We start from the raw sequence: 13,066 nt of genomic DNA on the forward strand, positions 1-13,066 counted from the left end.
AAAACTATTCTACACTAAAGTTTGTAACAGTTTCTCTTTCGCCCTCTATTACTTTAAATTGCCAATCACCTTTCATTCTTCCTTCTATATATCTAAAATCATATACAGAACCATGTCCGGCAGGTATTAAAATAACTCGCTCTCTTGAGATTTCACCTTGTGGATTTATCCACTGAACTTTTATTTCAATATCAGTTTCCAATCTTTCATGTTCATATTTACAAATGATAGAATTCTCATCTTGCAAAATTAAACAATCTGCGCTATATTTAGGGCTTTCATCAAAAGTTTCACTAAATCCAATTGTTGAAATAAACAACAAGGAACATAATAGTTTTTTCATTTTTAACTCACTTTTTATTTTCATCATATTTTTCCCAAATAGCTTCTTCTTTTAGACTTGATCTATTTACAAGTACTTCAAAAGGATTATACGCTTCTTTATAGCCCATTGAAAAATGGTCTTTTATCCAATAACCTAAATATATATATGGGATATTTAACTCTTTTGCTATTTTAATTTGCGCTAAAATTGAGAACTTTCCAATTGATAAATTTTCATAATCATGGTCATAATAACAATATATAGATGAAATAGATTTTGAAAGAATATCTACCAAGGCAACGCCTATTAGTTTATTATCTCTTACATACAAAAACTCTTTTGTATATTCATCTTTACCTTGTACATAAGATCTATCATATTCTGATGGTTCAATAGGATTATAAACCCAATTTTTCTTTTTATTCATATGATTATGATACTTATCATATAATCTTAAATGATCCAAAGTTAACGAAGGTGGTTGAATATAAAGTTTAGTGTCGAGATTTTTTTTAAAAACTCTTTTCTCTGATTTTGAAAATTTATAATTTGCAACATCAATTCTCATAGAAACACATTTTGTACAATTTTTACATTCAGGAACAAAGTGCATTTTACCAAAACGCCTCCATCCATGCTCTAGCATATTTTGATAATCGTCTTTTGTACATTTATGAATATATCTATACCTTATATCAGATATTTCATCATCAAAATATGAGCATTCTCTGTTTTCTTCTACAAACTCTACATCATGTTCTAAAATATGCATAACTATTCGTTTATTTTTTCTTTAATCTCTTTTGCTATAGAGCTAATCTTAGCAATTTTTTCATTATTTGACAAGGAATCATCTATTAGATGTTTTACAAATGCACTACCTACAATAACTCCATCAACACCAACTGATTTTTCTTTACAAGTTTTTTCATCAACTCCAAATCCAATATATAAAGGAGTGTTAGAATATTTTTTAACCATTGATATTATATTAGTTAAATCTTCAGCTTTTCCACTTCCTGTTATCCCTGCATATGCTACCATGTATATGAATTTTTTTGAATTTTCAACAACTTTTTTAATTCTATCTTCACTATGGGTTGGTGCAACAAAAGAGATATTAGCTTTATTATATTTATCAAATAAAGAATTAACTAATTGTGATTCTTCAAAAGGTAAATCAGGAATAATCATCCCCTCAACATTATACTCTTGTGCTTTTTTTAAAAAGTTTTCTAAACCATAATGAAAAAATGGATTCATATACCCCATCCATAACATATCCATGTTAGAACCTATCTGAGAACTTACTTCAAATAAATCATTTAAACCAAATCCACTTTCTAATGCTATATGATTTGCTTTTTCAATAACAGGACCGTCTGCAACTGGATCAGAAAAAGGAACTCCTAGTTCTAAAGTATCAACTCCAGCTTCTTTCATACTAAGTGCTAAATCTATTGTAAAATTATTATCTGGGATTGAAGAAGTTATATAACCTACTAATTTTTTCAAAATAAAATCCTAATATTTTTTAATTATTGCTCATTTTATCCAATTTTATCTTGAATAGATATGAGTATGAAAATATAATATATTAATCTAATATAAAATTTTCCAATAACAAGGATAAATTTGATACAATATTTACTAAAATTATAAAATATTAGGGAATTTTTTAATGAGTATTATAAAAAATGATTTTGAAAAAATGAGTATTTCTAAAATAAAAAAAGCTAAAAATACAAAAAAATTAACAGTTATTACAGCTTATGATGCACTATTTGCAAAACTATTTAGTGAGATTGCAGATATGATTTTAGTTGGTGATAGTTTAAATATGAGCTTTGCGGGTAAAAATGATACTTTATCTGCAACTTTGGAGCAAATGATTTATCATACTAATGCCGTTTGTAATGGAGCTAAAAATGCCTTTGTTATCACAGATATGCCTTTTGGAACCTACACAAATAAGAACCAAGCCTTAGAAAATGCAACAAAAGTTTATGCCCAAACAAATGCGGCCGCTGTAAAAATTGAAGGGGGTGAAGATAGAGCCCCTATTGTAGAGCATCTTACAAAAAACTCTATTGCAGTTATGGGGCATATTGGATTAATGCCACAATATGTAAGAAGTGAAGGTGGATATAAAGTAAGAGGTAAAACCCAAGAAGATATAGAACAATTAATAAAAGACGCAAAAGCTATAGAAAAAGCTGGGGCTTTTTCTATTGTAATTGAAGGTGTTATGTCAGACGCTGCAAAAAGAATATCACAAGAGATAAATATCCCTACTATTGGAATTGGAGCGGGGAAAGATACAGATGGTCAAGTATTAGTTTGGTCTGATATGTTAGGTTTCTTTGAAGAGTTTAAACCAAAATTTGTAAAACATTATTTAAATGGCGCAGAACTAGTAAAAGGTTCTGTAGAAAAATATAGAAGTGAAGTTCAAAATGGAACTTTCCCTTCAAAAAATGAAGAGTATTAAAAATGGAAAGAGTTGTTGAAGTAGAACAAATCTCTTTTGAAGAAGAGAATTCAGAGGTTAATCTACGTCCTTCATCTTGGGATGATTATATAGGGCAAGAAAAAATCAAAAAAAATTTAAGAGTATTTATTGAAGCTTCTAAAAAAAGAAATGAAGCTTTAGATCATATTTTATTTTATGGACCTCCAGGACTTGGTAAAACAACTCTTTCATATCTTATTTCTAGTGAGATGAACTCAAACATCAAAGTAACAGCAGGTCCAATGATAGAAAAAAGTGGAGACTTAGCTGCAATTTTAACTAATCTTGAAGAAGGAGATATTCTATTTATAGATGAAATTCATAGATTAAGTCCTGCTGTTGAAGAGATTTTATATCCAGCAATGGAAGATTATAGATTAGATATTATAATTGGTTCAGGTCCTGCTGCACAAACTGTAAAAATTGACCTTCCAAGATTTACTTTAATTGGTGCAACAACAAGGGCTGGAATGCTTTCTAACCCTTTAAGAGAAAGATTTGGTATGCATTTTAGAATGCAATTTTATACCCATGAAGAGTTAGCTAAGATTATCCAAATCGCTTCAATAAAACTTAATAAACATTGTGAAGATGATGCTTCATTAGAAATATCAAAAAGAAGTAGAGGTACTCCAAGGGTTGCACTTAGACTTTTAAGAAGAGTTAGAGACTTTTCTGAAGTTGAAAATGAAAATACTATTCATTTAAAAAGATGTCAATATGCACTAGATGAATTAGGAGTAAATGATTCTGGATTTGACGAGATGGATATTAATCTTTTAGAACTATTAGTATCCAATAAAGGTAAACCAATGGGACTTTCTACTATTGCTGCAGCACTTAGTGAAGATGAAGGTACAATTGAAGATGCCATAGAGCCATATTTACTTGCAAATGGATTTATTGAAAGAACTGCCAGAGGAAGAGTTGCTTCAGTTAAAACTTATGAACTTTTTAAACTCTCATATCCTGGAAGTGTAAAATTAGATGATGAAGGAACTCTTTTTTGAAACCACACTATTTTCTAATAGCCCTTACTGTTGTGACAATATTTTTTATGTTACAACTATTTGAACCATTTTTAAAACCTTTAATAGTTGCCCTACTTTTAGCAGTGGCAACAAATTCTTTAAATGTTTATTTTAAACATCATATCTCAAATACTTTTTTGTCAACTACAATTATGACAATACTTTTAACTGCCATATTTTTTGTTCCACTTTTATATTGTATTTTTTCTTTTGCAACATTGATAAATAAAATTGACCAAAAAGCTTTAATAGAGATGTTTGAAGTTGCAAAACACTGGGTAGAGAATATACCTAATGATTTTATTTTCTTTAAAGAACAATTAATAAAAATATTAGAAAAAGTTGATATTCCTGAATTTATTCAAAATCTTTTTTCAGTAGGTGCTTTTTTAGGAAAGAACTCTGCAAAATTTATTATTGATATGATTATGATTTTAATATTTTTCTTTTTCTTCACTTTTTATAGTAATAACTTGGCACACTATTTTAAAGAAGCTTTACCTCTTAAAAGTGAAGATTCAAATGCTTTATTTTATGAATCATCAAATGTTATGAGTGTAGTTCTTTATTCTATTTTAGCAACAGCTATTTTAGAGGGTTTTCTTTTTGGAATATTTGTTTCATTTTTTAATTATGATGGAATATTATTAGGGGTACTTTATGGATTTGCTTCATTAGTTCCAGTTGTTGGAGGTTTGATTATGTGGCTTCCTGTTGCAATTTATGAAATTTTTGCAGGAAGTACCACAAATGCAATTGCAATTGCTGTTTATTCTATTGTAGTGATTTCTATTATTGCCGATACATTTATAAAACCTATTATAATTAAATATATAAATCAACGTGTTGTTAAAACTCCAACTAAAGTAAATGAACTATTAATATTCTTTGCTATTGTAGCTGGACTTTCTACCTTTGGGTTTTGGGGGATGATTATAGGACCAGCAATGGTTACATTTTTTATATCATTACTTCAACTTCTAAAAAAATTTAGTGATGATTTTTATAGTCTTGAAAGGACAATTGAGAATAGGAGATAATCCTATTCTTCTCCTGAGATAATATCCCCTTGATATGTCATAATTCCATAATCATAATTTAATACTTGTTTATATCCAGAACTTAAAAGTATTCTTTGACAATAAGCACTTCTACTTCCACTGTGACAATAAAGTATAATTGGTATATCTTTTTTATCTTCAATTTGTTCTAATGATTGATAAAAAGAGGTTGTAGGAACTAGATAATCAGTACCTTTGATTCTTCCTCCAACCCATTCCATCCACTCTCTTGTATCAACTAAAAGAAAATCTACGAAACCAAGTTCTCTTGCTTCAATTAAGGCTTCAACTTCACTTGCATTTACTTCTTGTTGTTTTAAAAGCTCTTCACACTGCTCTTTTGTCAAGCCTTGAGAATGGTTATTTTCTTCAAACTTTGCAGTTACATTTTCAGTTGATTTCACATAATCTTCTGTACAAAAGATTGCACAATGACAATGTCCCATTGAGGGTATCTCTTTTTCTAAAGCAGGAGTACAAGGGCATAATCTATTATCTTCTTTATCTCTTTCTTCTTGCGTTTGGCCTACAACCATAAAACAGGGACAATATCTTTTCCCATATATCATTTTGTTTCTAGTTAGTCCCATTTGGATTGATTCATTTACATCATCTTCTGGATTATAAAAAAAGTTATATTCCTCGCAAACTTTATTAGTAAACTGTTTAGTAAGTTCAAGTTCTGTTTGGAACTCATCACTTTCAATATCAATTTTCTTTATCATAGCTATTCCTAGTTTTTGGGGAATTTTACAACTATTAACTTTATATTTTCTTATAATTTAGCTCTATTCTTTTAGTTTTATTAAAAAATAGTATTATTATAATATTTTTTTATATGTCTTTTTATAGTTTCTAATATTTCTACTCAGATTTCTTTATATACTAGATTTTAGAGTATTTTTTACATGAATTTTACTATTTATACTATATACTCTATAATAACTATTATTATTCTCATGGTTGGTAAATGAAAGATATTGATATAAAAAATATTATAGAGTGTGAATATTGCGGGCTTTTTATAAAATTAGAAGAGAATAAAAAAGACTACAAATATAAATGCCCTAGATGTAAAATGAAAATTTCACAATATAAAAAACACAATTTTAATGCTTTATACTACTCAATCTCAGCATTTTTAGTTTTTATTCTTTTAAATATATATCCATTAATTTCACTTTCAATAAATGAAAGAGATCTACAGACAACCTTATTTGATACTGTAATTGTACTTTTTCAACAAAATTTTTATTTCGTTTCTATTATGGTTTTTTTTACAATAATTTTATCACCTATTGTTAGTCTTATAATTATAATTTATTCTTTTTTACATAATCATACAAAATTTAAAATATTCCCAAATCGTTATGTTTATAATCTTTTTCAGTTTTTTAAAAACTGGGGTTTTATAGATGTATTTATTTTAAGTATTATTGTAACATATATCAAACTTATAGGTATGGTATCAACTGCTAGATTTGATATAGGATTTTATCTTATATTATTTTATATTTTTTTATTTTTTATGGCAAATAAAAATTTTGAAATAAAAACAGTATTTAAAGATTAATATGATTTTAATATCTTGTAAAAACTGTCATAAAGTATTTAAGAAAGAAAACTCTAATGAATTTATTTGTGATCGGTGTCATCACAAAATAACTAAAAGAAAGAAATACTCACTTCAAGTCTCTTTTGCCTTAGTTATATCAGCGATGTTACTTTATATTCCTGCAATGGTTTATCCTATTATGAATATTACTCAATTAGGAGTAGATAATGAAAGTACTATAATAGAAGGGATCATTAGTTTTTTAGATTATAAGGATTATTTTATTGCAATAGTTATTTTAGTAGCTAGTGTAATTATTCCTCTAATAAAACTTATTGGACTATTTTTAATTTTCTTATCTTTACTTATATCAAATAATATGGATAATAAATTAAAATTAAATATTTTTAATACAATCGAGTTTATAGGAAAGTGGTCAATGGTAGATATATATGTTGTAGCCCTTCTATCTTCACTAGTTCAAGTGGGTGAGATATTTAATATAAAAGGTGGATTAGCAGCAACATCTTTTACTTTAGTAGTAGTACTAACAATGATTGCTGCAAATAGTTTTGATACAAGAATTATTTGGGATGAAAAGGAAAATAATGCAAACAGAAATTAATGAACCCTTAATAGAAGAAAAAAAGTCAATATCATTTATATGGATTTTACCTTTAATTATATTATCTGTATTGATTTGGACACTTTATGAAAGTTATAGTAAGAAGGGAACAAATGTTCAAATTATTTTTAATAGTGCCGAAGGTTTAAAAGAGGGAATAACTCCACTCAAATATAGAGGTTTAGAACTAGGAAAAGTTACAAAAATTGTAATAAAAGATTTAGAAAGAGTTGAAGTAAATATATTAGTTAAAAAAGATGCAGCAGATTATGTTGCAGTAGAAGGCTCAAAATTTTGGATAAAAAAACCAACAGTAACTCTTACAAAAATTTCAGGTTTAGATACTTTAATCTCTGGATATGAAATTGAAGTTATGCCAAAATACAATAAAGATAAAGATTTAAAATCCCAAACAAAATTTACAGGTTTAGACTCCCAACCAAATTTTGAATATATAAAAGATGGATACTATGTAACCCTCCTATTAAGGGATGGAAATTCAGTTAATATAGGTATGCCTTTATTTTATAATAGTATGCAAGTTGGAGAAATTGTATCTAAAGAGTTATATGAAAATAATGTTTATATAAAAGCTCATATCTACAAAAAGTATGAAAATTTAGTAAATGAAAGTTCTTCTTTTATATTAAATGATGCAGTAAAAGTTAATTTCGGGGCAGGAGGATTTAATCTAAAAGTTAGCTCTTTATACTCGGCATTAGTTGGAGGGATAAAGGTAAAAACTTCTGATTTAAATGCAAAAAAAATTACTGATGATAAACAATATCTTTTATATACTAGCGATGATAATTTAGAAGAAAAAGTAATAATCAATATAGAGTTTCTTGATGCTGAAGATATAGGGGAAGATACCTCTATTATGTATAAAGGGATAACAATAGGAAAAGTTACAAATATTTCTCTAAATACAAATAGTGTAAATGCCCAAGCATTTATTTATAAAAAATATAAATATTTATTAACAAACAATAGTAGATTTGAAATAAACTCAGCAGAAATTTCTCTTGATGGTATAAAAAATATAGGAACAGTATTTACAGGTAAATATATTACTTTAAACTACAAAAAGGGTGAATTTAAAACATATTTCAAGGATAAAAAACTTTTAAATAGCCAAATAAATGCTGATGACCTTGAACTTACTTTAAAAGCTGACAGTTTAGGTTCAATTACTAATAAATCTAAAATATATTATAAAGATATTGAGATAGGGAAAATAAGCAATATCTCTTTATCTAAAAATTTCAATCAAGTGATTATCAAAATCCAAATTTATGGAAAATACAAAAATATTATTAGTAATAACAGCTTATTTTATGATATGAGTTCAAAACTTATTGATATAAAAAATTTAGATTTAAATATAAACTATTCAGGGATAAATCCTCTATTAAAAGGAGCAATTGCAGTTATAAAAGATGATAAACAATCAAAATTAACTAAAAAAACATTTAAGATTTTAAAAAGTCATCAAGAAGCATATAAAATAAAGAAAATGAGAAATAAAGGCTTTACTTTAAAAACAGCATTTGAAAATAATTTTAGATTAGAAGAGGATATGCCAATATACTACCAAAACTATGAGATTGGATTTATCAATAAAGTAGATTTTGAAGAGCACTATTCAAAAGCTGAATTATTTATTTATAATAAATACAAAAAATATATAACTAAACACTCAAAGTTTTACAAAAAAAGTCCAGTAAAAGTTGATGCAAGTTTAAATGGTATTTTATTTGAGATAGGTGATATATCTTCTTTGCTTTATGGTTCAATATCACTTGATAATAGCTCAAAAAAAGAGATAAATGGATATCAAATATATGACTCATTTGATACGATGAAAAACTCTACAAATACAATAAATATTGTTTTTGATAATATAGATGGAATAATAGAACAATCTTCTAAATTAGTTTACAAAGGGATAAATATAGGAAAAGTTATAGATATCTCTTTAAGTAAAAACCAAAAAATAGTTTTAAAAGTACAAATTGATAAAAATTATGATGAATTTGCAAAACAGGGAAATAAATACTATTTGAAAAAATCTAAAATCTCTTTACAAGAGGTAAAAAACCTTTCATCTACAATTTTTGCTGTTAATATTGGTGTAGTAAAAGGTAAGGGAAAGAAAACTCAAGTTTTATTTAATGGGTATGATTCAATTTCTGATATTGCAGATTCTACAAAAGGTAAAATATTTAAAGTAGAATCTTTACATGCAACTAGTGCAGGAGTTGATTCTCCAATCTATTATAAAAATGTACAAATAGGAAAAATAAACAAAATAGACCTAAGTAGTGATGCCTCAAAAGTGGTATTAGATTGTCTAATCTATAATAAATATACTAATATTATAAGAAAAAACTCTAACTTTTATGATATTAGTGGATTTAAACTAAAATTTTCAATTTTCTCAGGAACAAAAATTGAAACAAATACTTTTACAAGTTTTTTAAAAGGTGGCCTAATGGTTGTAACTCCTAAAGAGTATGATAAAAAGGCAAATGGAAATGATAAGTTTATACTAAAAGAAGAGTTAATGGATGATTGGGAAAAGATAAGCCCAATCATCAAATAAAAGATAGGATATTAGAAGGTAGCAATATATTCTGAAACAGCCTCAATATCCTCTTGAGTCATGTTAGCTACTTGACTTTTCATTACACCTTTCATAACACCACCATAAGTGCCATCTTTATACCCATTTAAAGATGAAACAATTTTATCTTTATCCCAACCTTTTATAACTTGAGATTTACCTAAAGCAGGTTTCTCTGCACTTGATCCATGACAACCAGCACATTTAAGATAAATACCTTTACCTTTTTCTAATAAGTTAGTAGAATCATTTGTATTAGTTTTAGCAGCAACAATTGTATTAATACTCTCTTCAATTTTATCTTTTGTTTCACTTGCACTGTCAACTACTTCTTTAGTTACTTCTTGTGTCTTTTCAACTACATCTTCAGTAGTTTTTGCAACTTTATCTTTTACACTTTCAACGGCATCTTTACTAGCATCAACCACTTTTTTTGATTCTTCAGATATTTTTGAAGCAACCTCTGAAGTTGATTTTTTAACTTGATCTACAAACTTCTCTTCAGCAGTTTTGTTTTCAGTAGTAACAGCAGGTGTAACTTCTGCTTTTGGCTCATTAGTTTTTTCTTCTCCACATCCTGTGAAAATCATAACAGCAACGACTGAACTTAACAAAATTTTTTTCATACTAATCCCTTGAGTAAAATAAGTTAAAATTTTACTTTTTTTTAGTTAAAAAAGAGTTTATGATTTATTTTAGTATATAAATTTTACTTATCTAACGGTGTATAAGTAAATTTAAACTCATCTTTAACAAAATCAATCTTAACATTCCCACCTTTTTTAAGTTTTCCAAATAAAATTTCATCTGTTAATACATTTTTAATTTTATCAGAAATAACCCTAGATAGAGGTCTTGCACCCATTGCCTTGTCGTAACCAAGTTCTGCAAGCTCTTTTTTAGCTTTAGCAGATATTGTAATTTTTATTTTTTTATTTTCAAGTTGTTTTTCTAAGTCTTCTACAAACTTACCAGCAACTTTTGCAACAATATCCATAGATAGTGAAGTAAAGCTTACCATTGCATCTAGTCTATTTCTAAACTCTGGCGCAAAGAATTTATTTACTGCTTTATTTTCATTTAATGAATCATCTTTTGCAAACCCCATAACATTTGCTTCCGCTGCACCTAAATTTGATGTCATAATTAAAATGACATTTTGAAAATCAGCTTTATTACCACTATTATCTGTTAATTCTGCATTATCCATAACTTGTAAAAGAATCGACATTAAATCCGGATGTGCTTTTTCTACCTCATCAAGAAGTAAAACACAATGTGGATGTTTTCTAATAGCTTCAGTTAATAATCCACCATTTTCAAAACCAACATATCCAGCAGGTGCGCCAATAAGTCTTGATATTGTATGGGGTTCCATATATTCACTCATATCAAATCTCTCAAAATGGATACCCAATTGAGTAGATAGCTCTTTTGCAACTTCTGTTTTACCTACACCAGTTGGTCCAGTAAAAAGGAAACTTCCAATTGGTTTTTTATCAATATTAAGTCCAGCTTTATTTCTTTTAATTGATTGAACAATAGTTGAGATAGCACTATCTTGTCCAAATACTCTTTTTTGCATTCTTTTTTCAAGATTTTTTAATAAACTAATATCTGATCTAGTAGTTGCTTTAGATGGGATATGTGCCATTTTTGCAACAGTATCTTCAATATCTTTTTGAGTAATTGAGATATTCTTTTTATTTACTGTTGAGTATTCAATCTTTTTACTAGCTCCAACCTCATCAATAACATCAATAGCACTATCAGGTAAAAATCTATCATTAATATATTTTTTACTAAGTTCAACTGCCATTTCAATTGCACTTTTACTATATTTTACATTGTGAAAATCTTCGTATTTAGATTTTATCCCCTCTAATATAGTTACAGTATCTTCCAATGATGGTTCATTAATATCAACTTTTGCAAATCTTCTGCTTAAGGCTTTGTCTTTTGAAAAATCGTTTCTAAACTCACTAAAAGTAGTAGCACCTATACATCTTAATTTTCCATTTGCTAACATTGGTTTTAAGATATTAGAAGCATCCATAGAGCTTCCACTTACACTTCCAGCTCCAACTATTGTATGAATCTCATCAATAAATAAAATTGCATTAGGAATTTTTACAATCTCTTTTAGAAGTGCTTTTAATTTTTTCTCAAAATCACCTCTATATTTAGTTCCAGCAAGCATTGAACCCATATCTAGTGAGTATACTTTTGCATTTTCTAAAAACTCAGGAACTCTTTTATTTGCAATCTCTAAAGCCAAACCTTCTGCTATTGCTGTTTTTCCTACCCCTGGTTCCCCAACTAATATTGGATTGTTTTTCTTTCTTCTACTTAAAATCTGTACAACTCTACTAACTTCTAATGTTCTGCCAATTACAGGATCAATTTCACCTTTTTGTGCAAGAGCCACTAGTTCTATTGAGTTTTTGTCTAAGACTTTATTATCTTTTGAATCATCTTTTAATCCATTTTCATCAAACTCTTCAGAATCTTCATTATGAGAAATCTCTTCTAAGATATCAACTCTCTCCACCCCTGCTGATTTTAAAACGAAGGTAGCATAAGATTTTTCATCTTTTAAGATAGCTACAAACATATCTTCTACACCAGCATTTCTTTTTCCACTACTTTGGGTATGTGCTACCATATTTTCAATAGTAGATGTTAGTGTAATTGTTTCAATAGGTTCATCTTCTATATTTTCAGGGAAAACAGGAGTATTCTCTTCAATATGTTTTTTTATCTCATTAAAGATTTTACTCTTATCTAAACCTAAGTCATTTAAAAGATTATCAATAACTTCATCATGAATAAGCATTAAAAAAATATGTTCAATTGTTAAATATTCATGCCTACTTTTCTTTGCATAGCTTACAGCTTGCGCAAATATATTTCTTAACTCTTTACTAATCATTACTCTTCTTCCATTATCGCTTTTAAAGGGAAACCCTTTTCTCTAGCCAAAGTTTTCACTTGAGCAACTTTTGTTGATGCAATCTCATGAGTATATATTCCACAAACATCTTTTCCATTATTGTGAATATTTAACATGATCTTTGTTGCTTGGTCAATATTTTTTCTAAAAACTCTAGTTAAAACATCTATTACAAAATCCATTGTTGAATAATCATCATTTAACAAAAATACTTTATATTTCTTTGGTTCTTCCACTTCCAAATCATTATCAAGTTCAATTTCTAATTCGTTTGCCACAATATACCTCTTTTTAATTCAGTGTTGTATATATTATAACAAAAAACAACTAATCTTAGTAAAACAAATTGTTTATAAAATATTTTAAAGTTTATTTAAT

Annotated in this window: 13 protein-coding genes; 6 read left to right on the top strand and 7 right to left on the bottom strand. The window is 27.5% G+C overall.

Translation table 11 applies throughout. From position 1 onward, the window contains the following. Window positions 1-4: 4 nt before the first annotated feature. From ACKU4C_RS11155 to trpA, 3 genes are read right to left on the bottom strand one after another with little or no spacing between them, the layout of a single operon-like run. Window positions 5-370 carry a hypothetical protein gene (locus ACKU4C_RS11155; protein WP_321311990.1) on the bottom strand — a complete coding sequence of 122 codons (366 nt, stop codon included), beginning with the start codon at window positions 368-370 and terminating at the stop codon, window positions 5-7. Beyond that, window positions 351-1,097: an arginyltransferase gene (locus ACKU4C_RS11160; RefSeq protein WP_321311992.1), complete on the bottom strand. Its 747-nt coding sequence runs from the start codon at window positions 1,095-1,097 to the stop codon at window positions 351-353. The genes ACKU4C_RS11155 and ACKU4C_RS11160 overlap by 20 nt, the downstream gene beginning before the upstream one ends. Window positions 1,098-1,099: 2 nt before the next feature. Further along, window positions 1,100-1,840, bottom strand: coding sequence for a tryptophan synthase subunit alpha (gene trpA, locus ACKU4C_RS11165; RefSeq protein WP_321311994.1), 741 nt, complete (start codon window positions 1,838-1,840; stop codon window positions 1,100-1,102). A gap of 166 nt (window positions 1,841-2,006) precedes the next feature. Here trpA and panB point away from each other — a divergent pair, with 166 nt between their 5' ends. From panB to ACKU4C_RS11180, 3 genes are read left to right on the top strand one after another with little or no spacing between them, the layout of a single operon-like run. Further along, a complete protein-coding gene (gene panB, locus ACKU4C_RS11170) occupies window positions 2,007-2,816 on the top strand; it encodes a 3-methyl-2-oxobutanoate hydroxymethyltransferase (RefSeq protein WP_321311996.1) in 810 nt (269 codons plus the stop codon). Window positions 2,817-2,818: 2 nt separating this feature from the next. After that, window positions 2,819-3,847: a Holliday junction branch migration DNA helicase RuvB gene (ruvB, locus tag ACKU4C_RS11175; protein ID WP_321311998.1), complete on the top strand. Its 1,029-nt coding sequence runs from the start codon at window positions 2,819-2,821 to the stop codon at window positions 3,845-3,847. After that, window positions 3,844-4,908 carry an AI-2E family transporter gene (locus ACKU4C_RS11180; RefSeq protein ID WP_321312000.1) on the top strand — a complete coding sequence of 355 codons (1,065 nt, stop codon included), beginning with the start codon at window positions 3,844-3,846 and terminating at the stop codon, window positions 4,906-4,908. The genes ruvB and ACKU4C_RS11180 overlap by 4 nt, the downstream gene beginning before the upstream one ends. 2 nt (window positions 4,909-4,910) lie before the next feature. Here ACKU4C_RS11180 and ACKU4C_RS11185 read toward each other — a convergent pair whose 3' ends face one another. Then, entirely contained in the window at window positions 4,911-5,654 is a 744-nt protein-coding gene (locus ACKU4C_RS11185) for a ferredoxin-thioredoxin reductase catalytic domain-containing protein (RefSeq protein WP_321312001.1), read from the bottom strand. Window positions 5,655-5,899: 245 nt separating this feature from the next. Here ACKU4C_RS11185 and ACKU4C_RS11190 point away from each other — a divergent pair, with 245 nt between their 5' ends. From ACKU4C_RS11190 to ACKU4C_RS11200, 3 genes are read left to right on the top strand one after another with little or no spacing between them, the layout of a single operon-like run. Then, window positions 5,900-6,502: a paraquat-inducible protein A gene (locus ACKU4C_RS11190; RefSeq protein ID WP_321312003.1), complete on the top strand. Its 603-nt coding sequence runs from the start codon at window positions 5,900-5,902 to the stop codon at window positions 6,500-6,502. 1 nt (window position 6,503) lies between these two features. Beyond that, on the top strand, window positions 6,504-7,109 hold the full coding sequence (locus tag ACKU4C_RS11195) for a paraquat-inducible protein A (RefSeq protein WP_321312005.1): 606 nt from the start codon (window positions 6,504-6,506) through the stop codon (window positions 7,107-7,109). Next, window positions 7,093-9,714, top strand: a complete 2,622-nt coding sequence (locus ACKU4C_RS11200) for an MlaD family protein (RefSeq protein ID WP_321312007.1) — start codon at window positions 7,093-7,095, stop codon at window positions 9,712-9,714. The genes ACKU4C_RS11195 and ACKU4C_RS11200 overlap by 17 nt, the downstream gene beginning before the upstream one ends. Window positions 9,715-9,725: 11 nt before the next feature. On the opposite strand, the gene ACKU4C_RS11205 is transcribed toward ACKU4C_RS11200, so the two are convergent. The 3 genes from ACKU4C_RS11205 to clpS all read right to left on the bottom strand — a co-directional run bounded on the left by ACKU4C_RS11205 (window position 9,726) and on the right by clpS (window position 12,966). Continuing rightward, window positions 9,726-10,361 (bottom strand): c-type cytochrome, encoded by a 636-nt coding sequence (locus ACKU4C_RS11205; protein ID WP_321312009.1) that lies wholly within the window; start codon window positions 10,359-10,361, stop codon window positions 9,726-9,728. 83 nt (window positions 10,362-10,444) lie between these two features. Beyond that, window positions 10,445-12,667, bottom strand: coding sequence for an ATP-dependent Clp protease ATP-binding subunit ClpA (clpA, locus tag ACKU4C_RS11210; protein WP_321312011.1), 2,223 nt, complete (start codon window positions 12,665-12,667; stop codon window positions 10,445-10,447). Further along, window positions 12,667-12,966, bottom strand: coding sequence for an ATP-dependent Clp protease adapter ClpS (gene clpS / locus ACKU4C_RS11215; RefSeq protein WP_321312013.1), 300 nt, complete (start codon window positions 12,964-12,966; stop codon window positions 12,667-12,669). Before clpS ends, clpA begins: the two co-directional genes overlap by 1 nt. Window positions 12,967-13,066 lie beyond the last annotated feature (100 nt).

It is taken from the genome of Halarcobacter sp., from assembly GCF_963676935.1.
Classification (GTDB): domain Bacteria; phylum Campylobacterota; class Campylobacteria; order Campylobacterales; family Arcobacteraceae; genus Halarcobacter.